Below are 25,519 nucleotides of genomic sequence, written 5' to 3'. Positions count from 1 at the left end.
ACGAACGTACAATCTAATTATGATTGCCTGATGCGTTTTTGGACGAGAACTAGCTACTTTGAATATCCGGAACCATGAGAAGTGGGAAAGTGAAGGTGATGAATGGAAACTTAACGAGCATCAAAGCATTGAGCCGGATATTGAATGGGCCAGTGTCTTTGATCTGTTTCCCGACCCCTATTCCCATGATCCGGGGAAACCTAATGATCTGTTTCGCCATCATGTGCTGACCAAGCATGAGTTTCGGGAGTTGGCAGGCAGCCCTGGTTTTGAGACCGATACCATTCACGCCATTCTGATGGAGTCTCCCCAGGGTAATCATGTTCCTGAAGATTACGAACGGGAACTGCGCAATATCAACAATAATGATGAGCAGTATGTTACGCCCCAGCGCTTTGATGTGCTGGAGTATTGGGGACCGGTAGATGGCCATCAGCTGATGGAGTATGGCGTTACCGATATTGATGAGCAGGCAGAGTACCAGGCCAATATCTGGATCTGCGATGGCCGGATGATTATGGCCAGACTCAACCCACTGAAACCGGAAGCGATCCCCTACAAGTTTGTTCCCTATGAAAGTGTGCTGCACCGGTTCTGGGGCATCGGTATCCCCTACATGATGAACGACAGTCAGGATGTGATGAACTCCACTGGCAGAGCATTACTGGATAATGCTGCACTGACCGCTGGCCCCATGTTCCAGATGGATGTGAGCAAACTTCCGGAAGGCATGAGCCTGGAAGATGCCAAGAAGATCTACCCCTATCGACTCTGGTTTTATGACGGTGAAGCTGGTGAAGGTCCAATGATTCAGGCCATCAATATCCAGAGCAACCAGAAGGATCTGTCCGGCATTTTTGAAATGTTCCGACGATTTGCGGATGAAGAAACGTCACTCCCCAGTTACACCCATGGCGAACAGACCCAGAGCCTGAACAAAACCGCCAGCGGCATGAGCATGCTGATGACTGCAGCCAATGTGGCTCTGAAAAGCGTAGTGAAAAATATAGACGACTACGCCACGGTTCCCCTGATCGACAGCCTGTTCAATTTCGCCATGCGCTGGAGCGACAGCGAAGATGCCAAGCGGGGCGATCTGGATGTGGTGGCCATGGGCAGTGCCGCGCTGGTGGCCAAAGAGCTGCAATCGGAACGGATGATGAATGCCCTGAATGTCAGCATGAATCCGGTGCTGGGTCCCATGACTGACCACCGCTATCTGTATAACGAATACCTGAAATCCCTGGATATTGATCCGGACAAAGCTCTGAGACCCGAGGAAGAACTCTATGCCCAATCCCATGCACCTGAAGCCGCAGGAGGCGGAAGCCGTTCTGACGATGAGCAATCGTCCGGAGTACGAAGTGGTGGAGGAGTATCTTCTGCGTCGACGCAAGTTGCTGCTGGAGAAACTGGCAACGTGCCAGGATTCAACCAATTTGCGCGTCCTGCAGGGTAGAGTGCAGGAGTTGGATGACATTATCGCCTTGCAGCTCAGGGCAGCGACGTATTTGAAACAGCAGTAAAAACTAATCCGCTTCGGCGGTTTTTTTATGTCCAGGGATGGGCGGTATGCCGGTAACGCATGGAGCGGTTACCGGTGAATGCCTGAAATATGTGGATAAGCCCGAGCCCCACAAAATCAGGCTAAACCAAATGTGGACAAGCCAGAGTGCCCCACAGGGAGAGTGAAGATGGCAATTGATGCCGAAAAGCTGGATCAGGAAACGGATGCCGAACTGGCAGCCTTAATGGGTCTGAAAACGGAAGCCCCTGCTGCTTTTGCACAGCAAGAAGACGAGCAGGACAAGCAGACCGACCAGAACCCGCCCGCTGATGAGTTACCCCCGCCACCTGCACCTGAGCCGGATGCTGCTGACGAAGAGTCAGAGCCGCCTGCCCCAAAAGACAGCGGTGAAGACTGGCAGGACAAGTACACCAAAGCGGAAGAGTCCCGCAAGAATGCCCATGCCCTGATGACCCAGGCCACGCAGAAAGCCGCCGATCTGGAGCGTAGCAATAGCGACCTTCAGCAACAAATGGCAATGCTGCAGGCCAAGGTTGATCTGCTGAGCCAGCAGAGCATCAACCAGCAAGGTGCGCCGTCGTCTAACAGCGAACCAGCGTCGTCGGATCAGTTTCAGGAACTCCGCAAGGATTACCAGGAGCTGGACCCGGTGTTCAACAAACTGGATGAGTCGGAGCAGCTTAACCAGAAACTGGAGCAAAGGCTGGCCGCTATTGAGCAGGCTCGGAAGGAACAGGAGGCCGAGCAGGCCCGACAGGCATTTTGGGAAAAAGTACGAAGCCTTCATCCTGATGTGGAGCAGATTTCCGCCAGTGAAGACTTTAAGGGCTGGTTTGCCAGACAAGGTGCTGACGTACAGGAGTTAAGCCGTGTCAGCCCCCTGGGAGCTGCCCAGGTGATGACACTCTACAAAGAGTCTGCCGGTCTTAATGCTCCCAAGCCCAATCCAGCACAAAAAATACAGCAGGCAAAACAGATGAGCGAGCCGCCAGTGCGGTCCCGCTCGAAACCGACCACTCAGGGTCGCCAACCCGCTATGACACTGGACCAGATTGCGGCTATGCCGCAGAAAGAGTTTAACGACAACGTAACTATTCAGCACTGAGCAAAGGCATATTACAGTAATTCCGAACAGCTCTATGAAGTGATTGATATATGTCCATTCCCTGTTTTCTGGCAGACGACAAATAGCTGCGAATCCGTGCAAACATAGAACCACCGTCTGCACTCCTGAAGCAGCCTGAGATTTTCTGCTTTAACTTGGCCATTCGAACATCCCGCTCACTGCCATTGTTATCGAAGGGAATGGTAAAATCTGACATGAAGCGCAGTGTCTCAGCCTTGAACTCAGTGAGTCGTTTGAAGAGATTGTAAGCTTTAGTATTCTTGACTTTCTTGCGCTTAAGCTCCTCTCGTTGCTTCTCCATATAGACGACTTCTTTCATTAGAGCCCGCTGAAGCAACCGGTCATAAATCTTCTCGATTCGTTCACAGACAACACTTGGCATCTGTAGCATACCTATGGTCTTAAAGCCCTTGCAGTAATGCCAGGAAAGCCTCAGTAGCTTCATCAATCGCAACGCCAGTTGATTGCTGTCCCGTAACTGTTCAGCACCCCCACATAAATCTGGAATTTTCTGATTTTCTCGACTTTAGAGTTTTAAGAGCACAATAGTTCCGGCGCATAATCTGCTAAAAGCAACCATCCCCAATGACGAAATTCGAGATGGTTGCCATGCTCACTTCAGATCATCAAGTAATCCTCAGGGAGCTCGCTTCATATACAACCTTTCTTGCTGGAGCGCTATCATCAACTGCAGTACCAACGTTCTGCGAACTGCTGTTCGGTTGCATGCTTTCAGCCGACGGCTTTGTTACACAGGCGTTGTTAACAATTGATTTTCATTGTGTGTGGAGCAGCTACCACCACTGGCTATCTCAGGGCAAGTGGCAATGGAAGAACTTGGCACGCCACTTGATCCGTCTGGTCTGCTCCAAAGCTCCTGAGAATCAACCTGTGGTCCTGGGGCTTGATGACTGGGTAATCGAACGGTTTTCCGACAAAGCCCCTGCTTGTCGTACACATCATCAACACAGCAAGAAACGCAATCGGCCGACGTACATCTGGGGGCAGTGTTGGGTTTCCCTGGCCATCATATTTGAGCGGGCTGCAGATGAAGTATTTACCGCCATACCGGTGATCTCATTTCCGACACCAGCTTCAGGTAACACCAGCAAACTGAAAATTGCCGTGGCCATGCTCAGGGTGGTACGCAATGAAGTGAAGGATCGAGTGCTACGCCTGCTAACCGATTGCTGGTATATGAACTGGACACTGATAAAGCCAGCTCTGGAAATGAACATAGAAGTTGTTGGTCAGATACCTTCAAATCGGGCCCTCTATGCTTTGCCGCCAGCACCCACCGTAAAGAAGCGAGGGCGCCCAAAAAAGTACGGCATCAAGATGACGACAGAACAGGTTAAGAAACTGCCGGAAGAAAAAGCAACAGTATGGATGTACGGCAAATTTCGCAAAATACGTTATCGTACCCTGATCTGTCGCGCCAGATTCCTTAAAGGTCGTGAAGTACGCGTCGTCTGGAGTCGCTTTGAAAATGACAAAGGTCTGACCGAAAGCAGAATATTCATCTCGACCAATCCGGAACTTGAGGGACTGGAGGTGCTTCGTGCCTATTCCCGGAGATGGCCGGTAGAGCCAATGTTTCACCAACTCAAACATGCTTTTGGCTGTTGCCATTTATGGCAGCAGAAATTGCGAACACTGCTTCGATGGATGCATTTGAAAATGGCAGGCTATGCATTATTGCAGTTATTAACCGTTTGTAAAAATCAGGCATGTCTGAATATTTCTCGGATACCCTGGAGAAGCCCGGATACAACCACTGCAGGCATGATGAAAATTGCTCTTTCAGGAATTATTCCGAGGTTCTCTATTCGCAAGGGCTGGAACAGATATAAGCAAAAATATGAGTTCAATTTTCGCGATCTGATCGACCAGTTAATACCGGATAATTCAGAAGCAGCATAACTAAAGGCTTTTAGGCAAAAAACGGAAGTAATAACGAACTTGGAAAAACAGTTCACTGATTTCGGCTTGCTTCACTATAAAAAGCTGACCGAATTATCGTTTTATACAGACTCTAAAGTCGAGCTGATTTTTATACCATCCTCTTAAGCACCATTTTTCCACAATATTCGCCAGCATGATTCCAGAACTACCCGCAACTATGTCGGCTGAGATTCTCTTGAAAGAGAATGCAGAGCTGCGGATGAGAGTTGCCTGTCTGGAAGAGCGATGTCGAGAATTGGAAGAAAAGGTTGGCAAGAACAGTCAAAACAGCAGCAAGCCGCCATCGTCTGATGGTTATCAAAAACCTTGTAAAAACAGTAATTCTCCAGATCATTCTGACGACCTTTCCGCAGATAAAGATACCGATCCATCGGATGAAAAACCCAATCCTAAAAGTCTGAGACAGTCTTCTGGTAATAAAGCCGGTGGAAAGAAAGGGCATCAGGGCACTTGTCTTAAACAGGTCGATATCCCTGACTATATTGAGTACCTTCCGGTTAAAGAATGCAATAAATGTCAGGCGTCTCTTCTTGATAGTGAGCCGGTCAAATATATTGAACGACAGGTGTTTGAACCAGGGAGACCGGGTGAATTTGAAGTAACGGCCCATAGAGCTGAAGTAAAAATCTGCACTTGTGGTTGTCGGAATCAGGCTGAATTCCCGGAAGGTGTTACCGCTGCCGCACAATATGGCTCAGCCACACAGGCTATGGCCGTCTATCTTAACCAATACCATTTCCTGCCTTTTAAGCGCGTGTCAGAGTATTTTAATACTCTCTATAAAATGAGTGTAAGTGCAGGCACTGTCGCCAATTTTGTGGCCAGAACCTATGAAAATCTGGCTTCTACTGAAGAGGTTATTCGTGACGCCTTGCGGGAATCGTCTGTTGCCGGAGCCGATGAAACGGGTATGCGGGCCGAGGGCTCTTTGCACTGGCTACACGTTATGCGGGATGAACAATGGACGCTCTACTACTTGTCTGAAAAGCGAGGTCGTGAGGCCATGGACACGATGGGCATACTGCTAACATTTGCAGGCGTTCTGGTTCATGATCATTGGAAATCCTATTTTGCATATGCGGCAACTCACGTACTTTGCAATGCCCATCACCTGAGGGAGCTTTTGGGTGTTGTTGATAGGGACAGCGTAACTATTCAGCACTGAGCAAAGGCATATTACAGTAATTCCGAACAGCTCTATGAAGTGATTGATATATGTCCATTCCCTGTTTTCTGGCAGACGACAAATAGCTGCGAATCCGTGCAAACATAGAACCACCGTCTGCACTCCTGAAGCAGCCTGAGATTTTCTGCTTTAACTTGGCCATTCGAACATCCCGCTCACTGCCATTGTTATCGAAGGGAATGGTAAAATCTGACATGAAGCGCAGTGTCTCAGCCTTGAACTCAGTGAGTCGTTTGAAGAGATTGTAAGCTTTAGTATTCTTGACTTTCTTGCGCTTAAGCTCCTCTCGTTGCTTCTCCATATAGACGACTTCTTTCATTAGAGCCCGCTGAAGCAACCGGTCATAAATCTTCTCGATTCGTTCACAGACAACACTTGGCATCTGTAGCATACCTATGGTCTTAAAGCCCTTGCAGTAATGCCAGGAAAGCCTCAGTAGCTTCATCAATCGCAACGCCAGTTGATTGCTGTCCCTATCAACAACACCCAAAAGCTCCCTCAGGTGATGGGCATTGCAAAGTACGTGAGTTGCCGCATATGCAAAATAGGATTTCCAATGATCATGAACCAGAACGCCTGCAAATGTTAGCAGTATGCCCATCGTGTCCATGGCCTCACGACCTCGCTTTTCAGACAAGTAGTAGAGCGTCCATTGTTCATCCCGCATAACGTGTAGCCAGTGCAAAGAGCCCTCGGCCCGCATACCCGTTTCATCGGCTCCGGCAACAGACGATTCCCGCAAGGCGTCACGAATAACCTCTTCAGTAGAAGCCAGATTTTCATAGGTTCTGGCCACAAAATTGGCGACAGTGCCTGCACTTACACTCATTTTATAGAGAGTATTAAAATACTCTGACACGCGCTTAAAAGGCAGGAAATGGTATTGGTTAAGATAGACGGCCATAGCCTGTGTGGCTGAGCCATATTGTGCGGCAGCGGTAACACCTTCCGGGAATTCAGCCTGATTCCGACAACCACAAGTGCAGATTTTTACTTCAGCTCTATGGGCCGTTACTTCAAATTCACCCGGTCTCCCTGGTTCAAACACCTGTCGTTCAATATATTTGACCGGCTCACTATCAAGAAGAGACGCCTGACATTTATTGCATTCTTTAACCGGAAGGTACTCAATATAGTCAGGGATATCGACCTGTTTAAGACAAGTGCCCTGATGCCCTTTCTTTCCACCGGCTTTATTACCAGAAGACTGTCTCAGACTTTTAGGATTGGGTTTTTCATCCGATGGATCGGTACCTTTATCTGCGGAAAGGTCGTCAGAATGATCTGGAGAATTACTGTTTTTACAAGGTTTTTGATAACCATCAGACGATGGCGGCTTGCTGCTGTTTTGACTGTTCTTGCCAACCTTTTCTTCCAATTCTCGACATCGCTCTTCCAGACAGGCAACTCTCATCCGCAGCTCTGCATTCTCTTTCAAGAGAATCTCAGCCGACATAGTTGCGGGTAGTTCTGGAATCATGCTGGCGAATATTGTGGAAAAATGGTGCTTAAGAGGATGGTATAAAAATCAGAAAATTCCAGATTTATGTGGGGGTGCTGAACAGTTACCTCGCAGTTACTGACTTTTACCTGTCAGGCACAAGCGGTTCAGTCGCTGCCTCCTGGCACATACCGGCTCCTGGATATTGTGGATAACCCATCCACAGGCAGAACGGTGATTGCCACTACCCGCAGTTCTCTGGATAGCCTTTTGCCCAACTGGACGACTGCTACCGGAGAGTCTGTAGAGCAGTACGTTTACGACCAGAAAAGCCCATCGGTCTTTTATGTGTACCCTGTGCCCCCTGCAGATCATCAGCTCAACCTGTTGGTCAGTCAGGCTCCCGCACGAATAGTGATTACCGATTTTGACACCGACACTCAGTTATTCAGCCTTGATGATCTGTGGCTGAACCCGGTGATCAACTACATGTTATTCAGAGCTTTCAGCATGGATATGGAAACGGAAGCCAATATGCAGCAGGCCCAGAGTTACCTGGCCATGTTTGCCAATGATCTGGGGTTGAAGTGGAACGTGGATCAAATGTTCCGGCAGATGCTTCAGGGCAGCATCGGGGAGAACTAAGTGGAACTGGACGCCTACCTTTCCCGAATCCGTCCTTATGCCAAGGGCTGTCCGGATCAGGTGATCCGTAATTACCTGATTATTGTCCTGCGGGATATTTGCCACCGGGCAAACCTTTGGCGGCACCATGACAAACTGTTTATGGTAGAGGGCATCAAGGACTACACCTTGGCTTCTCCTGCGGGCACTGATATCGCCACGGTTCAGAACTTATTACGGGAAGACGGCACCCGACTGGAAAGCCGTGATCTGCTGCCCCCTTACCTTTCTGCTGGAACCCCTTACTACTATCGCCACTTTCAGACCACGGCATTGCACGTTGCCCCGATCCCTGACAAGGATGTAATGCACGACATTGAACTGACATTAATGCCAGCCTTTGATGCCACCGAAGTACCGGACGATCTGGCCAATCTTACCCTTGAGTTTGCCTGCTGGGGTGTACTGGCGGATCTGCAAATGATGCCGGACGAGCCCTGGACCAATCCGCAACTGTCGGAAGTGAACCGGCAGAAGTATGAGCGGGAATTGAACAAGAAACGTATCCGAGGGTTGGTCGGCGTCAGCAGTGGCGAGCAATCGGTGACAAGAAGGAGATTTGTCTGATGGCTGTGACCGAGGTGAATCTTGAACCCCATATCCGGGGGAATAACATCAGTTTCCCCATTGAGTTCCGGAAAAATGATCTGCCTGTGGATTACACCGGCTGGACGTTGATTTTTTCCATGAAGTATCACCCGTTGCAGAGTGATGAAGAAGTGGCGTTACGCAAGGAGATCTCCGTTACCGGCAGTGAGGCGACGTTGGATATTACTCCGGAAGATACCCGCAGCCTGGCAACCCAGAAATTTTATTACGATCTGCAACTGGTATCACCGGATGCAGAGGAAGTGCAGACTGTTATGACCGGACGCTGGCAGCTGTTGGCCAGTGTTACCCATAACGTGGAGCTGTCGTCGTAATGGATAACAGCAGTTACCAGCCCATCGTCCTGCATCTGGATGATAACCATGATGTTATTCAGGTTGCTGTGGAAGATGTGGTCAGGCCGATCGCTGTCCACCTTGGCCCCTTTCTGAGCTGGGAACAAGTCACGGATAAACCGAATGATTTTCCGCCAACCCCCCATCAACACACCGTCGCTGAAACGGAAGGACTGGCCGAAGCCCTGGCAGGCAAACCCGATGAGGCCCCGGACGATGGCAAACAGTATGCCCGTAGAAACAGAACCTGGGCAGAAGTCGATGGCCTACCGGATCAGACTGGCCATCAGGGCAAGGCTCTGGTCACCGATGGTACCAGGGCTAGTTGGCAAGAACAGACAGGAGGTTCAGGTGGTAGTTCAGGCGATGTCGAAGAAGCCCCGCAGGATGGTCAGCTTTATTTCCGACATAACGGTGCATGGACCGCAGTCAGCGACACCTTTCTGGAAACCACACCCGTTGGATTAACAGCATTGTGGGATGGTTCGGCAATCGCACCGGCAGGATGGCTGGAATGTGACGGAGCAGAGATTGATAGTACTCAATACCCGGAGCTTTATGAGCTTTACAAAGACCGGATCGAAATCGGCAAGGCATTCCTGCCCGATTACCGGGGTGAGTTTATCCGGGGTTGGGACCATGGGCGCGGTGTAGATACAGACCGGGAGCTGGGAAGTGGGCAGGCCGATGAGATGGCGAACCATGCCCATGAAGTCGCTATCGCTATTAATGAATCCAAGTGGGATGCGATGCCGTTCGGTACCTCTGCCGATCCGGCGGTGATCAGAGGCCAGTATCACGACCTTGGCACCGGTGACACTGCGGAAGGCACTGAACGGTGGATGCTGAGTAATACCCGTGGTGGTGATGAAACCCGTCCCCGTAACCGTGCTGCCATGGTGATCATCAAGGGAATAGCCGGACCCAACCTGGTATCGCAGCTTGCCGTTCCCCAACGCTCGGTTTATAGCGGCATTGCCGGACAGCAGACGTTTAGCCATCACTATGAAATCAACCGGCCTGTCAGTGTGTTTGTGGATGGCCTGAAGTTGATTAAGGGTACGCATTTCACCGCAGAGTCCGGCACTGATATTTATTTAAACACCCCTTTGTCTGTCGACGCTGATGTTGAGATTGAGTCGTTGGGCAAGCTGACTCTGTACGAATCGAGTTCCAGAAATCTGCAAACTCAGATCGACTCACTCAGCGATGACGTGAGCCAGATGCAGACACAACTGGCTACTCAGGAAAGTGGGCTGACTCAGGTGCAGTCACAGGTCGCAACCCAGGCCAATGACCTGGCGCAGATGCAATTGGATGTGAGTAACCAGGGTAATGATGTTGTTCAACTGCAGACAGATATAGCCACGATTACCTCTGGCCTGTCCCAGTCCCAGGCTGACATCGCTTCCGTCAACTCCGACTTATCTCAGGCTCAGTCTGATATCACGAAGGCCACTTCTGACCTGAGTCAGGTAGAGAGTGATGTATCCGACCTGCAAAGCAACATGAACACCAATTTTTCCGATCTGGTGCCAAGGGTGGAGGCACTGGAAAGCCGGGTAATTCCCCCTGACCTGTCTGCCGCCATTGCTGATCTGGCTGCACGGGTGGAAGCCCTGGAAAACTCGACACCGACAGAGCCACCGGCTGATGAGGACGATGATATGAAATTACTGGGTACGTTTGAGCATACCAATAGTGACGATATTTCAATTACTGATGGCTTCGATGACTCGCTCTACTCTGGTTACCATCTGGTCATCAGCAATCTTGCAATAGAAGACAGTGATTACCGGCAAAAGAAACTGGGCATCGCTTTCTGGAATGGCAGCGCATGGCAGGATGGGTTTGGCATGGCCACTACCTCGGTGATCAAAACCGGAGGGGCTGATGGTTCCATGGAGGGCTCTTACACAGGCTACGTGTTGGCTGAAGCAGAAATGGATAGTGTCTACCTGTCCGGTACTCTGAGTATATCCATGAGTGGTTCATCAAAAGGGGCATGGACGGCAAACTTTAATTCTGGCAATGGCAACCCTTACCTATCAGCCATGCTGTCGGCACCGGTTTTTGAGTCTATCCAGGGTGTCAGGTTCTTCACTGATGCCCAGACCAACAATGTAATCAGTGGTACCTTTTCCATCTACGGGCTAAAGAAGTAACAGCTCATGAAACTCGACATTACCTCCTTTACCGGCGAAGTTCCCTGGCTGGACAGCCATCTGCTGGAAGATACCCAGGCCGAGACAGCTATTGACTGTCGTTTAACCAATGGCAGCCTGCGAGCTTACCGTGCTCCGTTGGATGAGCAGGTATTGAACGATAGCCCGAAGACCATCTATCTCTATCGCAATGAAGGCGAGCGGTACTGGTTCGACTGGACTACGGATGTTGATGTGATCCGTTCCCCCGTGGCCGACGATCCCAATAACCGGGTCTATTACACAGGCACAGTGAAAGGTCCCCGTTACACCGATAACGGCCTGGCCTTGAGTGGCGGCAGTGACTATCCAGTCAATGATCTGCAACTGGGCATACCGGAACCGGACGTAGCTCCCGTAGTCAGCCTCAGTGGCACACCGCTGGAGGATGCGGAGGAAGTGGACGCTGAAACCCGCTTCTATACCTACACCTGGGTGGACCAGAACGGTCGGGAAGGGCCGCCATCCTTGCCATCGGGTGAGATTGTGGTAAAACCCGGCGAGACAGTGGATATTAACGTGGGCGCCAGTCCCGGTGCAGTAGACCTGAACATTACCCATTACCGGATTTACACCAGTACGCAGGTGGGCGTGTATCAGCTCTGTACTCAAATAAACAATTCAGGAACCATCGGTACTGACACTCCGGTTGGCGTCACCAGTGTGGTGGACGAAACCCCCATGGACCGGCGAGGCGATATTCTGGAAACCATCGGCTGGGTTGCGCCACCCAATAACCTGAAAGGATTGGTGGTACTGCCCGGTGGTGTGGCCGTCGGGTTCTCTGGCAAGGAGCTGATGTTCAGTGAGCCGTATCACTTGTACGCATGGCCAGCGGCTTATCGGCTGACCGTGGAGTATGAAATCCAGTCACTGGCGGTTGCCGCCAACAGTGTGATCATTACCACGGACGGTTATCCCTACGTGGCCTTTGGTACTGAACCGTCTGCCATGACGATGGAACGGCTCGATACGGCACACGCCTGCATCAGTAAACGCAGTATGGTGGATATGGGCGATATGGCCCTGTATGTCTCCCCCGATGGCCTGGTGCGGATCGCTGGCGGCCGGGCAGACTTGATGACCCGAAACATCATCAACCCGGAAGACTGGCGGGAACGATTCCAGCCAGACACCATCCACGCTTGCTTCCATGATGGCCGGTACTTTGGCTTCTATGGTAATGCTGTCAACGGCGGCGGTTTCATTTTCAGCCCCGACAGCGGCACCTTTACCGAGCTCGGCACCTATGCCGATGCCTGTTACCGCGACCTTCAGGATGACAGCCTCTATCTGGCCATCGGGGATACTATCAAGGCATGGGACAAAGGCTCTGAACTGATGCCCTATCGATGGCGCAGCAAGGTATTTCAAGGAAAGCCTGCCGCTTTTACCTCGGCAAGGATCATGGCCGACAGCTATGACAATCTGGGCTTTCGTGTGTTCCGGGATGGCGATCTGGTATTGGAATTACAGGTGGCTTCTGACCGGGGCTTCCGACTCCCTGCAGGCCGAGGCAGCCGGTGGCAGTTTGAGCTGGCCGGTACTGATACGGTCACCGCCGTGATTGTGGCCAGCAGTATGGCGGAGCTTTAAGGAAACCAGTCATCGTCTATTAACTGATCATAGGACCATGGGCATTCAGCCGGGAAACTCTGGTCGGTAAGCTGCTGGTCTTTCGGCAGGTATTTATTCATCTGGTTGATGGCACCGGCTTTGGCATCAGGGTAGCTGTCCGTGATTACCTCTGCCATACGGCTTTTCAGAGAAGGGTTTTTCTTCATTAATCGCCTGGTTTCACGCCGGGCAGTATCAATGCTGTCATACCAGCTTCGGAACTCTTGTGGTTCATACCGTTGAGGGTTAATCACTTGAGTCTGGTACTGATGCTTGAGCAGGTGCAGGATCAGGTTGATTAAGTGCGATTCCAGAGCGTGCTGGTTTTGTTTGCCCACTTCACCCAGTTCCTCCAGCAGGTTTTTTATATCCAGCCGATCAAGCTGGCCGGATTGTAATAGCTGTTTTTGCTGTTCTACCCATTGGTGGTAGTCGGTGTCATAGAGATTGTTGATGTTTTCCATTATTTGAGTCCCTTGATTCACTGCTCACTATTTTAGGGTACCCATGGCCAAATTTCCTGCACTGCCTGCAACGTTAGACCGCTACGTGCGCGAGTTCCTGAACCGGCTGGCGGGACGTTCCGGCAACGCCGGAGACAAAGCAGTACTACACAGTGAACTCGCTGAGCTGGGTCTGGCGAACGAGATTGGTCAGCGGCTCAGTCTGCCTGCCACCGCCGTGGGTTCCATTACTGACACCCTGGAACCTGCCCTGCCATCAGTTCCCGTGATCGAAACCGACCGGCCTGATAGTCCGACCAATGCCAGCGGTCTATCAGCGACCGGAATCTTTGGTGCCGTTATTCTGGAATGGGAAGCACCGGCCTACAAGGGCCATAACCATACCGAAGTCTGGCGTGCCCAGGTAGATGACCGGGAACAGGCGTCACTGGTCCATGAATCCAATGGCAGCCGTTACACCGATGTCACCGGAAACACTACGCTGCATTATTACTGGGTGCGCCATGTAAACCGTGGTGGCCAGGTCGGCGGCTTTAACGCGCTGGCCGGAACGCCAGGACAGGGAACCGCCATTATCAACCTGGCCGATCTGTTGCTGGAAAGCCCGGAGCTGTCTGAGCAGCCATTTTCGGTGCGGAATATCGGTACTGAGTCAGAGCCGGAATATGTGTTGATTTTCAATGGCTATCTGGCGGTAAACGGGCCGGTGAATATCAGCCAGCTCAAATCCGGTGAATTACAGAATGGCACTGCTTTAACCGTGGGGCGTGGTTCTGTTGAGCTGAGTACCGGCACCGATGGTTTTGGCCAGATGGTGATTACCGGCAGTGGCGGCATTGCCAACAACGATTACCTGCTGCTGAAAGAGGGCCGGATAGAGTCCTTTATCTATTCTGAAACCGCCGGTCATATTCGCTACAAAGAGGTACGCAGAACGGAAAGCGGCGTGGCTACCAATGGCCAGGAAGTTGTGATTCCCGCTTATTTCAAGGCCATGCCCACAGTGAACCTCTATCCTCGCGACATCACGGTTTATAACGCAGACTATCCCGACCAGTCCCAGCGGCTGGAAATGGATCACAGTGTACCCCAACCCCATCCCAGTATTGAGGGAGCCTGGGTGTTTACTCCCTACGCCCGATTGCTGCTGGCCGATGGCACCAAAACTGATGCCAGCGGCAAGACCTATCTGGGCAGCAGTAACAGTCGGTGGTGGGCGGTGTACAACACCGATCAGGTGAAGAAAGTAACGGTCAACTGCCGTGTAGCCAGCCATCGCTCCACCGGTGAATCAACGGGCTACCAGAACCGCAAGGCCACCCTGACGCTGGAGTATCGTCCCGATGGCAGCGACTGGATCACCAGTGAATCTACCAGCGTCGATATTAACGAGTTTGAAACCCACGTATTGCAAGTCAGCAAAACCCTCACCCAGGCCAATTACGATATTGCCGTATCGCTGACCACGGAAGATCGGGAGGGGACGTTTACCTGTGGGTCCATTGATTATGAGTATGATCAGCGGGGCAAACTCGGCACGGCTCTGGATGTCACATTAAGCCCGGAGTGGTACGCAGAGTCTGCAACTTACGATATTACCATCAATAATCATGAACTCAGCGGCTGGGAAATTACCCGCATTGAATACACGGCCACGGTGGATATAAACATAGTGGTCAAAAACCTGTTCTACAGCGCCACTAATGGCGGGCTTATCAAAGGTCGGGTCAGGGTTAAACTGCCTGATGGCGCTGGCGGTCACCAAACCTATGAAGAAACCACCCATCACGACTATGTTCACACGGACGGTGACCTGAACCAACGGATAGTTGAGTACAAGAATATTTTGCTCAGTTGGGCTGACACTACTTATTTAGACGGGAAAATCCATCCATCGATAGAGGTGTGGTGTGAGAGAGCCGGACATAGATATATAGGTATAGAAGGGCTAAAGCCAAGCAGTGTGGCCAACCTCTATGTCAGAAGCATCAAAGCCACGGTTTACTACCGCAGGCCCAGATCCATCAGTACCTCCCCCGTTAATACCTTTTACTGGGACAGCACCAGCTACGACCTGGGGGCTACCGATGTCAGTCTGACCGACGCCATCATTCACTGGACTGCTACAGGAGAATAACTATGGGACTCTCTACATCGCAGGGTATTACCCGTTATGGAAGACCCTCCGGATCCGTGGGATCGGGGCTTCAGCCGGGCAGTGCCTACCAGGCCAGCCTGGATCAGATGGGGACGTTTAATACTTTCTCTCTGGGCTCCAGTACCTGGCCAGGGAAGAATAATGAACAGCCAGAAATGCCCGACATCGCCCCTCGCTATGGCTACGATGATCAGGACGGCAGCTATCAGCTGAATATTGAAGCAGCGACTGATGCGGCAGACACGCTGAAGGAATACGGCGACAAGCTGTTTGATGTGTTCGATAACTACCAGCCCAACTTTCAGTACCTGGGCGACAATGCCACGGTATCCGATGCCCAGCTTGAGAGTCGGTTGGGGGAGGCCAGCAGCGATTACCAAGCCAATGCGGATCTGCAACAGGCAGAGTATGAACGGGATATGCGACGAATGGGCGTTAATCCCAACTCGGTACGGTTCGCAGGTTTTGGTACCAGTAATGCTCTCCATAAAGCCGCCGGACTTTCTGCTATCCAGAACCAGGTGCGGGACACCGCCAGGGAAGAAAGCTGGAATCGTAACCTCGATGTGGCTGAGTTGGGACTGGATACTGCTAAAACCGCTACCGATGGTGTAAGCAGTGCCGCCAGTGTCTACAAGCTGGCGGCGGATATGTTCACGGATAACAAGATCAAGTACGACCAGCTTAACGAAGCGGCCCGTCAGTACGACCTTGGTTACGGCTTCAAGCAGGATGAGATGAAGCTGGCGGCGCAGAATCAGGCATTTAACCAGGGACTTCAACGGTGGCAGCACGGCATCTTGCAGACCTATGAAAATAACGGGCAGCCCAACTACCGGGAAAGTTTTGGGTACGGGATTTAGGAGAGAGCCATCATGTACATCGGACCAGACGGAAGGGTTTACCAGAACAAGTTTGACTCCCTGGGACATTCCACCAAAATGCCGGGTTATGCGGATGAGCAGTTTGCCATCAACCAGCGGCTGGCAGAACTGCGCAATCAACGAAGTGAAGCTATTGATCAGCGTCAGCAGCAGGAAATAAGACAGCAGCAGATTGATGCTGGTGATACCCAGAACTTCTACAATCGCCAGAAAGAGCTGGCGGCACTGACTGGTCAGCCTTATGGCGGTTATGGCCAAGGAACCATGCCGGTAACTGGAGGTCAGCCCGGACAGCAGCGCAGTGGTTCCGGTTACGGAATGCCCATGGAGAGAAAGGAAACGGTTATGGATCCGCTGGTGCAGGATGCCGGACGGTTGCACGATATGCTGAACAAGGAATATCGACGGCAACGGGGCATTGCCAAACCGTCAGCCGCTGACCCCAATGACCTCTATAATGCCAAAGCGACCAGAGGTGATGACGGGTTTGAAGGGCTTACCCGTTTTATCAATCAGCATCCTGGCATCAAGGCGAATAATGTCAGTGGTATCCAGTTCAGCGACAGTGATCGTAATAACGACCCACTGGTGAGCTTGATTGGTGACGATGGCCATCCAGTGAAACAATTCTTCCTCAGCTCCCTCTCCAACCAGAATAACTTTGCCGGTCAGAAGACTCAGCAATACAACCCCGGCAGACAGGCCAAAGAACCGGAAAAACTGATGGAACAGGTTCAGGCCATGGCGCAGCAACTGGCAGCGCAGGAACTGGCTGGGGAGTCCGAAAGTGTCCGTAAAAAGCAAATTTGATTACCACTGATCGTACGTCATGACACAGGGAAAGATAATTTAAGAATATACGTGCAGCTTTTCATTCTTTATGTCTATAACCCGGTAAAGAAATAATAGAACCTCTCCAGTATTACCGGTGGAGCAGGCATCATGACGGCTTGTTCTCCAGATTATCAACTAAATTCGGTTTCATAACCGCTCCGAACAAGCAAAGACCCACATCATCATTCGAAATAATGATATTAATACGTCAACTGACTTTCAATTATCGGTTGATGGCTAACCCGGTTTCCACTGGACGTCTGGCAGTTTGAGAAGTCGATCCGGCATCGGTGCTGTATTGACTGCAGCCCGACCTAGCCTTGAGATCATTGAAGGCATATCAAAACGCCGGTTAAACCGATAGTTGAACTCTGATAGATAACGGCCCAGATGCTTGGGGTCGAGCTTATGGTAAGTACCGGTAATCGCTGTTTTCACGTTTCCCAGCATGGTATTTACCCAGGTGAACAACTCATTCTCCATGGATGCATGCCCACCACCGGTAATGATGGCTGTGTGCTGGCATCCGGCATCTTCAATACCCCGGAAACAGGACAAGCCATCGCTGACGGCCCGGACACCCTTTTTCAGGGCATGTTCTGCCCACTCCTGAATGGTTTTTCGCCGGAAGTTATCAACGGCATTGAACTTCATGTAGATAGGGTGGTTATCAGCATCTGTCTGAACTGCGGCCACGAAGGGGGCTTTGTTCTCTGAGCCTCTGCCCCGGCGGCCTCCGTGGCGCTCTCCGCCCCAATAGGCGTCATCAATCTGAACAAAACCACTCAACTGCCAGCTGTTATCTCTTTCCATCATGACCTGCATGAGTTTGTGTTTCATGCGCAATGCGGCATTGTAGGAAATGCCAAGTTGTCGATGAAGCGTCAGGCAAGAAATCCCCGCTTTATTCTGGGTGACGAGATAGATACCCAGAAACCAGGTAGCTAGAGGCAGCTTTGTTGAGTCAAAGATAGTGTTACTGGTAAGCGAGGTTTGGCAACGGCAGCAATTGCACTGGAATTCAGCTTTCCGGTGAAGCTTGCAGAAACTGCGGGAGCCACACTTCGGGCATTGGAAGCCATCTGGCCAGCGCCAAGAGGACAGCGCGTTCTCACACTGCTCTTCACTGCCGTAATTAGCCAGAAATTGCATAATGCCAAGGCCTTTTTGGAACTGAATGGTGTTTTTACACATCAGTTTTACCTCCAAAACACATGACTATCGACGTTTATTATAGCAGCTGGCTCACGACGTAGGGTCGGTGGTAATCAGGAAAAATATTAATTGTTGCCCACGGCCACCCGGACCACAGTAAAGGTGGTGCTGAAGTGGCGGCCTATAACCTGTTTAAAGAGTATGAGCGCCGAGGGATTGATACCCTGTTTCTGGCTCGCTCTGGTGAGCCTTCTCATGGTGGCTCCGTATTTTCTACCCGTAATGGTGGCCGTGAAATTTTGTTCCATACTGCCATGCACGACTGGTTTAATTTCCGCTGTGTCGAAGCCAAGCATATCTGGCACGACTTTCGGGATTTGCTGAAGCGTTATCAGCCCACCGTTGTTCATTTTCATCACTATGCCCATATGGGGATGGAAATGATCCGGGAAGTGAAAAACACTCTTCCCAACGCAAAGATTATGTTTACTCTTCATGAATATCTGGCGTTGTGTTTTAACAATGGTCAAATGGTCAAACCAGGCGGTACCAAACTCTGTTATGGTGGCTCACCGGTTGACTGTGCCCGCTGCTTTTCGGATAAATCAGCAGCAGACTTTTTCCTACGGGAAACCTACTTCAAAAGTTTGTTTGACCTGGTGGATGTATTCATATCGCCGAGTCACTTTCTGATTGACCGTTACAAAGCCTGGGGCCTGCCTGAAGAAAAAATGGTCATGATCGAAAAAGGCCAGCCAGTGGCAGAAAATGACCAGCCTCGACCCTTGGCAAAAGGCGAAAAACGCATGCGTATTCTGGTTAACTTGAACACCTATTCTGTTTCATTTGAACACCCTGAACTCCTTACACATTGCCCAGTGTGATTTTTAGACCAGGTGTTCAACTGCGTCCAATTTTCCAAGCTTTTTGCGCATGGATTCGCCTTTGAGTTCAATCCGGTGGGCATTGTGCATAAGCCGGTCAAGAATGGCGTCGGCCAGAGTTTCATCACCAATGCTGGCATGCCACTTCCGGGTGGGCAATTGACTGGTAACCAACGTGGAACCTTGCTCGTGCCTGTCATCCATGACTTCCAGCAGATCGTTCCTTTGTTGCTGCGTCAGTGGTTCCAGGCCCCAGTCGTCCAGAATCAGCAAGTCTACTTTTGCCAGTTGTTTCAACTGCCTGCTGTAGCTGCCATCACCGTGGGCAAGGATCAGTTCATCCAGTAGCCTGGACATCCGATAGTACCGGACACTGTAGCCTTTCAGACAAGCCATGTGCCCAAGGGCGCAGGCCAGGTAGCTCTTACCGGAACCACAAGGTCCGGTGATCAACAGGTTCCTGTACCGGTCAAGCCAGCCTCCTCCAGACAGGCTGGCCATCTGGTTCTGTTTGAGACCTCTGGGGTGTTCATAGTCAATGTCGTGTATCCGGGCAGCCAGTTTAAACCGGGCGCTTCTGAGCAGCCGAGCCAGACGTTTATTGTTTCGCTCTGTTTCTTCCTGCTCAGTAAGCAACGACAGTCGTTCTTCAAAGCTAAGGCTACTGTAGGTGCCCGGCTGGTCCAGCTGTTGATTGAGGGCATCTGCCATTCCGGTCAGTCGCAGTGACCTAAGGCGAGCCAGTGTTTCATTGATCATGTTCGCCTCCGGTTATTGATAGCAAATAGCGCCACGAATATTTTCGTGATCATCATGCAAGGGACCTGTCGTTTGTTTTAACTGTGGCTCCAATGGCATCAGGTCTTTGCCTGACTGGAGGATTGATCGGACATTTTTTAACCGATAACCCCCGATGTTCCTGGCATGGGCGCAGGCGTTGTTGAGTCGTTCAGTTCCATATTCCCGCTGCAGGTTTAGCAGCCCCAATGAAGCTCGATAGGCTTGTTCAGGATGCTCCTTGCTATCCAGCAGTGATTGAATAAAACAATAGACTTCCTGACCAATGTCGTTAGCCCAGTTAAGTAAACGCTCAGGCGTCCAATCCTGATGGTGACGATGTCGTTCCGGCATATGAACTGCTAACGTCGTAAATCCACGTGTGTGCTTGCGAGCGTGGCTGGCCACCACTTTACCGTTAGCGTAGATCGTGACGCAGTGCTCAGTCGCCTGTACTTCTACTTCCTGCCTGGCAAGCTGATGGGGAACCGAGTAGGCGTGCCCCTTGCAGATAATATGATAATCCACATTCACCCGGGCCTTGATAAACTCAGCGAACACAAAAGATTGCTTCGGCAGTGGCTTGAGGGCTGGTTCATCCAGTTGTTCAAACGCACTACGTCGCGTTCCTGGCAACTGCTTAAAGGGCTTCAGGTTCAGTTCGATTAACAGCTCACGTATCCGCAGGTTCAGCTCTGCCAGGGTAAAGAACATTTCATGACGAAGCCTGGCCAGTATCCACCGCTCCACTACCTGTACACCGACTTCTGCTTTGGCCTTGTCTTTGGGTTTGTAGGGGCGTGCCGGAATGACTGCCACCTGGTAGTGACAAGCCAGGTGCTGGTATGATGGGTTGAGATCCGGCTCGTACCGACAGGCTTTGATAACTGCGCACTTTGGGTTGTCTGGCACAACAATTTCTGGCACCCCACCAAAGAACTCAAAGGCCCGTTCATGAGACCCCAGCCAGTCCTCTGTTTTTTGTGACAGAGTCGCTTCAGCGTAGGTATAGTTGGACGCTCCCAGCACTGCCACAAATATCTGGGCATTGTGGGCAATTTCGCCGGTGTCCGGGTTGATGATTGGCATGGTTGGCCCGGCATAATCAACAAATAACTTTTCACCTGCATTGTGCAGCTGTCGCATAGATCGCTTTTGACAACCACGCCACTGATTGTAACGGTGACAGTACTGGGCATAGCTGTAGGCATTGAGGGGGTGGGCCTGACAGTATTCTTCCCAGAGTCGTTGTTTGGTCACTTCCTTGCGCTTCAGTTCCTGATGCACCTCAGCCCAGTCAGGATCAATCAACCCTTTTCGATTGGCTATCGAGGCATCGGGAAACAGCGCCTGAATAAGCTCAGGCTCAGATATATCCTCTGCCAGGGGCCAGCTTAATTCCGATTCCTGAAAGGCCTTAACGTAGTTGGATACCGTCCCCACACTGACCCGTACACTGCGGGAAATTTGTCGGAAGCTGAGTTGGCTGCCAAACCGCATCCGGAGTATTTCTAGTAGCTTACGCATGGTAATCCTGTTTTCTGTCATGGCCGGTTCCCTCTCTTGGTACAGATAAGAACGGCCAAAGTTATGGAAAATCAATGCATAAGAAGATATTTGTTAGCTGTATTAGACCGGTTTATGGTCTGTTGAACAGCGTTTCTGGAAGCTTGAACGGTGATTCTGGAAATCATCAAAAAGTGTTCAAAAGAAACCAGAATAGGTGTTCAAGTGTTACCAGAATGGGTGTTCAAGTGTTACCAGAATGAGTGTTCAAGAGTTACCAGAATATGCAACGCCAGCGGAACGCAGTTTTCAAGTCAATGGCATTCTCAGCAGCAGCTGGTCGCAAGACCATAGAGTGAGTCATACCTGCGAGGTACTTGTTCCATTTTTCAGGGTGCCTGAGCCTTGCCAAAGGCGTTCCACTAAAGGCGTTAAACGTTGAGTCGCAAGTCTTGCAGTGGTAGCGCTGTCGGCCATTTCGTATGCCCCAGCGACCAACGCTATGGCTTTTGCATTTGGGGCACCTGGGGTTTTCGGCAAATTGGGCAAGTATGCTCTTTTCTACGTCAGGTGTTGCATTATCGTTATTGGGTATAGATTCACTGTAAACAGGTTCAGAGTCAGTGGTTTCTACTACCTCGGTAACCTCTATTTGAGTACTAAGGAGCGAGTTGTTAAGAATGTCTCGCTGTTCACTGGTTAATGTTGAAATGGAATCAATAAAATTCTGGAAGAGTTCAGATTGCATATCACTCCCCTACAACGTAGATTTTATGGGAGTTTAGCTGATTCAACCATTAACGGTAACTTAGCCCTGTACAAGGGTGGATAGCAGGTGTCGATTTCCCTGTTCTGCTATACCGTCAGGTCTTTAAAAACAAAGACGGAAGCACAGGCATTCTCTATCTGGTTTGCAGCGATCTTGACTGTGATGCCGAGACTCTCAAGGCAATCTACGAGAAACGGTGGAAAGTCGAGGTCTTCCATAAAACGCTGAAATCGAATGCGTCAATGGCCAAGTCACCGGCGCATACTGTGAGAACACAGAGTAATCATATCTTTCTTTCAATTTACTCAGCCTTCAGGTTGGAAGTATTGTCATTGAAAGTAAATCTGAATCACTTTCAGCTCAGAGCCAAAATCTATATGGCAGGGCTGAAAGCTTCGTTGGGGCAGCTGAGAGAGCTGTTAGCTGCGTAACTTCAGTTAAATAACGTTCAAAAATACCCATGATTTGAACCTCTACAGACTATCGGTAATCGTCGAAAAACGATATTAAACACAAAAAAATTCAACATCTTTCTATCTTGTTCCCACGTTGAACATGGGAACAAAGCAGACCATTTTGTATGGCCTGAAACGGATTAAACGCTGTCAATATCAGCCAGTAACTGCTGAACCCGTTGGATAGTTCTCGTCCAAAAACGCATCAGGCAATCATAATTAGATTGTACGTGCGTTTTGATATTTCCTGAAATTCCAGAGAGCCGCAAAAACTCTTCCCTTTTTTTCTCTAATCTGGGACGGATATTGGAGAAAAACGCGAAAAGCAGGCAGAAAACATCCTCCCACCATGCTGGAAAGGTACTTTCATGTAGCGTGGAGGTGGCTATCAGGATGGTGCCGGGTGTCTGGCCAGAATCACCAGGTTGTAACAGACCACCGATAACCAGCAATGAGAATCAAAACGCTCAGAACCCTTGCAGTGGCAACGTGATAGCCCAAAACATCTCTTTAGCCACGAAATTCCCGCTTCAATACCTGCCCGGAAGCGAAAGAGCGTTTTATACACATACTGACTTTTAGTCATCTCTTCGACTTCAAGTCCGCGCTTCTTATTAAAAGCTACATCGCTGATTCCCATGGCCTTGGCTTTTTCCAAATTAGCGCGACACGCGTATCCGCCGTCACCGCTTGTCTGGCGAGGTACACGACCATAAATTTCTTTTTGTCTTTCCATCATCGGAATGAATTGGTCCGAATCCGCTGGGTTACCTTCCTCAATAACCAGGTCCAGGATCAATCGACTTTTTCCCTGAACCAGGTTCAGTTTATGGCCATACTGTACTTGCCGCCTGTCTTTTACGATGATATCCGTATGGGGTTCATACAGGCTAACCACTTTTTCCTGGGCTGGCACCTTTTCACCCTTAAAGACCCTGCGCTCTGTCTGGGAGACTATTGCATCCACCAGGGGTAACAGGTGATCCACATCGGCCTGCCACTTGTCGGCATCATCAGCCAGGAGACACTGCCCCTGCTGACGGGCGTTTGCTAGCGTGACAGTAGCTTCGATAAGTACCTTCCGGGATTTTCGGGTCAACTGCAGCAGTTTTTTATAATGCTGATGCCGCTCTTCTTTGCCAGCGTAGATGCATTTTCTGGCCGCATCTTTTACGGCTCGGTTGTGATGGGTATATTCATAAAGCGGTGTCGCTGTCAGTGTTTGTCCCCGTTCCAGCAGCCGACAAATTTCTTTAACGGAACTGGCTAAAAGATCACTGTCGCAAGGAGGTTTGATATCCGATTCGGTGACTGTGCTGTCAATAGCCACAGTGCGCCCTTTTTCAATACCCTGATCTTTAGCGGTCATTAGCTGACAGTTATTAATCCGTTCCCATGTAGATGCAGTAAGAAGGCTGATGAGCCCATGCAAACTGGAGCGACTGGGGCGCTGGTTTGGTTCGAGGCGACAAAAGTCTCGAAAGAGCATGGAGTCCATCAAAACAAACGACAAGTAGTCATAATCACAATTCAAATACTGTTTCAGGAGTGCCGCACGAAGAACGGATTCTGCTGATAGTCCGTTCCGCCCAGTGTTCTGTTTATCACCAGAACTTAAGTCCTCATAAATCCAGTCATTGAACTGTGGATGGGCGTCAAGCCATTGCGAGATACCGGAAAGCTGGGAGCAGATTTCATGAGGTACGTAATGGAGTTCCATACTACACTGCGGGTTGCGTTTTTTGCGCATTTGGAGTCCTCTGTTTTTGGCAATCCCTTATGTTTCTTGCTCTTGGGAAGTTTAGTCGCCAGATAGCAGTAGGGCTCCACTTAATTTTTCAGGATAAAATCTACAGTTTTCAATTGGTTGTGTTTTTGGACGAGAACTGGATAGCTTCCGGGCGAAGGCTAAAGCAGGTTTTGGGGTGCTTTACTTCGGCATGTACCAAACCGGCTTCCCGCAGGATCCGAAGATGTTCTGAAACCGTGGACTGAGCAAGACCAAGCTGCCCGACCAGGTCAGAACCCAGACACACACGCCCCGCCAGTATCCGTAGCAGCCTTACCCGTGCCGGATGCCCAATGGCTTTGGCATAAGCAGCCAACTCCTTCTCTTCCGACTCGTTAAACTGAAAATCAGCGAGACTTTGCAGGCATTGTGTCATTATGCTAACCACTTACACCTTAATCGTTAAATTACGATGAACGATACGCCAGTATTTTTCCCGCTGCAAGTACCAATGAACAAAAAAATAAAAATACGACCCTGCGAACAATACACCTGTTAATATACCGCCTGCGTTTCTGCAATATAGAGCATTCACATGTCCCATCATCCTTTTGATATTCTGCCGTTGCCCAATGGTTCAACCTTTATTATTACACCGTGCCCGGGTACAAAAGCGGAAAATCTTTCTGATTCGCTGAGTACACTGAAAAAGGCCGGGGCTGACGCTGTTGTCACTATGCTGCCAAATACCGAAATCACCCTTCTTGAGGTTGCCAGTCTTGGCCAGGAGGCTGAACATGCTGGAATGCAGTGGTTTCAACTCCCGGTAGAAGACGACTGTGCACCGGAAGAAATCTTTGAAATTGCGTTTAAACAGGCCAAAGACTCCCTGCTCGCCCTGATTGAAAAAAAGACGACGATCGCTATTCATTGTAAAGGCGGCTCTGGACGTACAGGGTTGATGGCAGCAGCACTTCTACTGGAAAGTGGTATGAAATGGGACGATGTAAAAACACTGGTTCAATCTATTCGACCAAACGCCTTAACCTTGCCCGTACATCTTGAGTATTTGCAGAAGCGCTATGTTCGCTGAACTGAGATAGGGAAGCTGTTGCAAAGCCCGTAAATAAAGTCTCTCCGCGCAGGTCGGCTCGCTTATGAACCGACCGACATCAAAGCTTAATCAGTTTATTGCTTTACGCTATTACC

The 25,519-nt window shown here is 50.3% G+C and carries 23 protein-coding genes; 14 read left to right on the top strand and 9 right to left on the bottom strand.

Annotation, left to right across the window (positions count from 1 at the left end; genetic code table 11):
- Positions 1-58: 58 nt before the first annotated feature.
- Together MJO57_RS31060 and MJO57_RS31055 are read left to right on the top strand one after the other, a co-directional pair.
- Positions 59-1,459: a hypothetical protein gene (locus MJO57_RS31060; RefSeq protein WP_252021345.1), complete on the top strand. Its 1,401-nt coding sequence runs from the start codon at positions 59-61 to the stop codon at positions 1,457-1,459.
- Between the two features lie 235 nt (positions 1,460-1,694).
- Complete coding sequence (locus tag MJO57_RS31055; protein WP_252021343.1) at positions 1,695-2,633, top strand: hypothetical protein; 939 nt, start codon at positions 1,695-1,697, stop codon at positions 2,631-2,633.
- Here the strand turns inward: MJO57_RS31055 and MJO57_RS31050 are convergent.
- Positions 2,620-3,099 carry a transposase gene (locus tag MJO57_RS31050; RefSeq protein WP_252027143.1) on the bottom strand — a complete coding sequence of 160 codons (480 nt, stop codon included), beginning with the start codon at positions 3,097-3,099 and terminating at the stop codon, positions 2,620-2,622. The two genes, MJO57_RS31055 and MJO57_RS31050, sit on opposite strands and share 14 nt — an antisense overlap.
- 140 nt (positions 3,100-3,239) lie before the next feature.
- Between MJO57_RS31050 and MJO57_RS31045 the strand changes: the two genes are divergently transcribed.
- Both MJO57_RS31045 and MJO57_RS31040 read left to right on the top strand, forming a co-directional pair.
- Positions 3,240-4,577: a transposase gene (locus MJO57_RS31045; RefSeq protein WP_252017304.1), complete on the top strand. Its 1,338-nt coding sequence runs from the start codon at positions 3,240-3,242 to the stop codon at positions 4,575-4,577.
- A gap of 175 nt (positions 4,578-4,752) precedes the next feature.
- On the top strand, positions 4,753-5,784 hold the full coding sequence (locus MJO57_RS31040; RefSeq protein ID WP_252021341.1) for an IS66 family transposase: 1,032 nt from the start codon (positions 4,753-4,755) through the stop codon (positions 5,782-5,784).
- Here the strand turns inward: MJO57_RS31040 and MJO57_RS31035 are convergent.
- Positions 5,771-7,285, bottom strand: a complete 1,515-nt coding sequence (locus MJO57_RS31035; protein WP_252017330.1) for an IS66 family transposase — start codon at positions 7,283-7,285, stop codon at positions 5,771-5,773. The two genes, MJO57_RS31040 and MJO57_RS31035, sit on opposite strands and share 14 nt — an antisense overlap.
- A 99-nt stretch (positions 7,286-7,384) precedes the next feature.
- On the opposite strand from MJO57_RS31035, the gene MJO57_RS31030 reads away from it, so the two are divergent.
- Genes MJO57_RS31030 through MJO57_RS31010 form a run of 5 tightly spaced genes read left to right on the top strand, consistent with a single transcriptional unit; the run spans position 7,385 to position 12,674 of the window.
- Complete coding sequence (locus MJO57_RS31030; RefSeq protein ID WP_371924935.1) at positions 7,385-7,891, top strand: DUF6682 family protein; 507 nt, start codon at positions 7,385-7,387, stop codon at positions 7,889-7,891.
- The gene (locus MJO57_RS31025) at positions 7,892-8,497 is read left to right on the top strand and encodes a hypothetical protein (RefSeq protein WP_252021337.1); all 606 of its coding nucleotides are present in this window, start codon (positions 7,892-7,894) and stop codon (positions 8,495-8,497) included.
- Entirely contained in the window at positions 8,497-8,853 is a 357-nt protein-coding gene (locus MJO57_RS31020) for a hypothetical protein (RefSeq protein WP_252021335.1), read from the top strand. The genes MJO57_RS31025 and MJO57_RS31020 overlap by 1 nt, the downstream gene beginning before the upstream one ends.
- Positions 8,853-11,039: a tail fiber protein gene (locus MJO57_RS31015; protein WP_252021333.1), complete on the top strand. Its 2,187-nt coding sequence runs from the start codon at positions 8,853-8,855 to the stop codon at positions 11,037-11,039. Before MJO57_RS31020 ends, MJO57_RS31015 begins: the two co-directional genes overlap by 1 nt.
- Before the next feature lie 6 nt (positions 11,040-11,045).
- Complete coding sequence (locus MJO57_RS31010) at positions 11,046-12,674, top strand: hypothetical protein (protein ID WP_252021331.1); 1,629 nt, start codon at positions 11,046-11,048, stop codon at positions 12,672-12,674.
- Here the strand turns inward: MJO57_RS31010 and MJO57_RS31005 are convergent.
- The gene (locus tag MJO57_RS31005; protein WP_252021330.1) at positions 12,671-13,159 is read right to left on the bottom strand and encodes a DUF29 domain-containing protein; all 489 of its coding nucleotides are present in this window, start codon (positions 13,157-13,159) and stop codon (positions 12,671-12,673) included. The two genes, MJO57_RS31010 and MJO57_RS31005, sit on opposite strands and share 4 nt — an antisense overlap.
- Positions 13,160-13,202: 43 nt before the next feature.
- On the opposite strand from MJO57_RS31005, the gene MJO57_RS31000 reads away from it, so the two are divergent.
- From MJO57_RS31000 to MJO57_RS30990, 3 genes are read left to right on the top strand one after another with little or no spacing between them, the layout of a single operon-like run.
- Entirely contained in the window at positions 13,203-15,296 is a 2,094-nt protein-coding gene (locus tag MJO57_RS31000; protein ID WP_252021328.1) for a hypothetical protein, read from the top strand.
- Positions 15,297-15,298: 2 nt separating this feature from the next.
- The gene (locus tag MJO57_RS30995) at positions 15,299-16,180 is read left to right on the top strand and encodes a hypothetical protein (RefSeq protein WP_252021326.1); all 882 of its coding nucleotides are present in this window, start codon (positions 15,299-15,301) and stop codon (positions 16,178-16,180) included.
- A 12-nt stretch (positions 16,181-16,192) separates the two neighbouring features.
- Entirely contained in the window at positions 16,193-17,011 is an 819-nt protein-coding gene (locus MJO57_RS30990) for a hypothetical protein (RefSeq protein ID WP_252021324.1), read from the top strand.
- 261 nt (positions 17,012-17,272) lie between these two features.
- Here MJO57_RS30990 and MJO57_RS30985 read toward each other — a convergent pair whose 3' ends face one another.
- Positions 17,273-18,229, bottom strand: coding sequence for an IS1595 family transposase (locus MJO57_RS30985; RefSeq protein WP_252017306.1), 957 nt, complete (start codon positions 18,227-18,229; stop codon positions 17,273-17,275).
- A gap of 134 nt (positions 18,230-18,363) precedes the next feature.
- Between MJO57_RS30985 and MJO57_RS30980 the strand changes: the two genes are divergently transcribed.
- Positions 18,364-19,074, top strand: a complete 711-nt coding sequence (locus MJO57_RS30980; RefSeq protein WP_252021323.1) for a glycosyltransferase — start codon at positions 18,364-18,366, stop codon at positions 19,072-19,074.
- A 3-nt stretch (positions 19,075-19,077) separates the two neighbouring features.
- Here MJO57_RS30980 and istB read toward each other — a convergent pair whose 3' ends face one another.
- The 5 genes from istB to MJO57_RS30950 all read right to left on the bottom strand — a co-directional run bounded on the left by istB (position 19,078) and on the right by MJO57_RS30950 (position 24,746).
- Positions 19,078-19,833 carry an IS21-like element helper ATPase IstB gene (gene istB, locus MJO57_RS30975; RefSeq protein WP_252017309.1) on the bottom strand — a complete coding sequence of 252 codons (756 nt, stop codon included), beginning with the start codon at positions 19,831-19,833 and terminating at the stop codon, positions 19,078-19,080.
- A gap of 12 nt (positions 19,834-19,845) precedes the next feature.
- Positions 19,846-21,399 (bottom strand): IS21 family transposase, encoded by a 1,554-nt coding sequence (istA, locus tag MJO57_RS30970; protein WP_252017310.1) that lies wholly within the window; start codon positions 21,397-21,399, stop codon positions 19,846-19,848.
- A 232-nt stretch (positions 21,400-21,631) separates the two neighbouring features.
- Positions 21,632-22,105 carry a hypothetical protein gene (locus tag MJO57_RS33550; RefSeq protein ID WP_371924725.1) on the bottom strand — a complete coding sequence of 158 codons (474 nt, stop codon included), beginning with the start codon at positions 22,103-22,105 and terminating at the stop codon, positions 21,632-21,634.
- 864 nt (positions 22,106-22,969) lie between these two features.
- Positions 22,970-24,331 carry an ISNCY family transposase gene (locus tag MJO57_RS30955; RefSeq protein WP_252017318.1) on the bottom strand — a complete coding sequence of 454 codons (1,362 nt, stop codon included), beginning with the start codon at positions 24,329-24,331 and terminating at the stop codon, positions 22,970-22,972.
- A gap of 109 nt (positions 24,332-24,440) precedes the next feature.
- Positions 24,441-24,746, bottom strand: coding sequence for a helix-turn-helix transcriptional regulator (locus tag MJO57_RS30950; RefSeq protein ID WP_252021321.1), 306 nt, complete (start codon positions 24,744-24,746; stop codon positions 24,441-24,443).
- A gap of 159 nt (positions 24,747-24,905) precedes the next feature.
- On the opposite strand from MJO57_RS30950, the gene MJO57_RS30945 reads away from it, so the two are divergent.
- A complete protein-coding gene (locus tag MJO57_RS30945) occupies positions 24,906-25,403 on the top strand; it encodes a dual specificity protein phosphatase family protein (protein WP_256492866.1) in 498 nt (165 codons plus the stop codon).
- Positions 25,404-25,519 lie beyond the last annotated feature (116 nt).

Source organism: Endozoicomonas sp. SCSIO W0465 (genome assembly GCF_023716865.1).
In the GTDB taxonomy this organism is placed as follows: domain Bacteria; phylum Pseudomonadota; class Gammaproteobacteria; order Pseudomonadales; family Endozoicomonadaceae; genus Endozoicomonas.
This window is presented reverse-complemented; position numbering and strand designations above follow the sequence as displayed.

Bases quoted from the DNA above. Each gene is read 5' to 3' on its own strand.
- MJO57_RS30945 (WP_256492866.1), top strand. From the start codon at position 24,906: ATGTCCCATCATCCTTTTGATATTCTGCCGTTGCCCAATGGTTCAACC.
- MJO57_RS31035 (WP_252017330.1), bottom strand. From the start codon at position 7,285: ATGATTCCAGAACTACCCGCAACTATGTCGGCTGAGATTCTCTTGAAA.
- MJO57_RS31020 (WP_252021335.1), top strand. From the start codon at position 8,497: ATGGCTGTGACCGAGGTGAATCTTGAACCCCATATCCGGGGGAATAAC.
- MJO57_RS31040 (WP_252021341.1), top strand. From the start codon at position 4,753: ATGATTCCAGAACTACCCGCAACTATGTCGGCTGAGATTCTCTTGAAA.
- MJO57_RS30995 (WP_252021326.1), top strand. From the start codon at position 15,299: ATGGGACTCTCTACATCGCAGGGTATTACCCGTTATGGAAGACCCTCC.
- MJO57_RS30955 (WP_252017318.1), bottom strand. From the start codon at position 24,331: ATGCGCAAAAAACGCAACCCGCAGTGTAGTATGGAACTCCATTACGTA.
- MJO57_RS31010 (WP_252021331.1), top strand. From the start codon at position 11,046: ATGAAACTCGACATTACCTCCTTTACCGGCGAAGTTCCCTGGCTGGAC.
- MJO57_RS31000 (WP_252021328.1), top strand. From the start codon at position 13,203: ATGGCCAAATTTCCTGCACTGCCTGCAACGTTAGACCGCTACGTGCGC.
- MJO57_RS31045 (WP_252017304.1), top strand. From the start codon at position 3,240: ATGACGAAATTCGAGATGGTTGCCATGCTCACTTCAGATCATCAAGTA.
- istB (WP_252017309.1), bottom strand. From the start codon at position 19,833: ATGATCAATGAAACACTGGCTCGCCTTAGGTCACTGCGACTGACCGGA.
- MJO57_RS31005 (WP_252021330.1), bottom strand. From the start codon at position 13,159: ATGGAAAACATCAACAATCTCTATGACACCGACTACCACCAATGGGTA.
- MJO57_RS30990 (WP_252021324.1), top strand. From the start codon at position 16,193: ATGTACATCGGACCAGACGGAAGGGTTTACCAGAACAAGTTTGACTCC.
- MJO57_RS33550 (WP_371924725.1), bottom strand. From the start codon at position 22,105: ATGCAATCTGAACTCTTCCAGAATTTTATTGATTCCATTTCAACATTA.
- MJO57_RS31015 (WP_252021333.1), top strand. From the start codon at position 8,853: ATGGATAACAGCAGTTACCAGCCCATCGTCCTGCATCTGGATGATAAC.
- MJO57_RS30950 (WP_252021321.1), bottom strand. From the start codon at position 24,746: ATGACACAATGCCTGCAAAGTCTCGCTGATTTTCAGTTTAACGAGTCG.
- istA (WP_252017310.1), bottom strand. From the start codon at position 21,399: ATGACAGAAAACAGGATTACCATGCGTAAGCTACTAGAAATACTCCGG.
- MJO57_RS31050 (WP_252027143.1), bottom strand. From the start codon at position 3,099: ATGAAGCTACTGAGGCTTTCCTGGCATTACTGCAAGGGCTTTAAGACC.
- MJO57_RS31055 (WP_252021343.1), top strand. From the start codon at position 1,695: ATGGCAATTGATGCCGAAAAGCTGGATCAGGAAACGGATGCCGAACTG.
- MJO57_RS30985 (WP_252017306.1), bottom strand. From the start codon at position 18,229: ATGTGTAAAAACACCATTCAGTTCCAAAAAGGCCTTGGCATTATGCAA.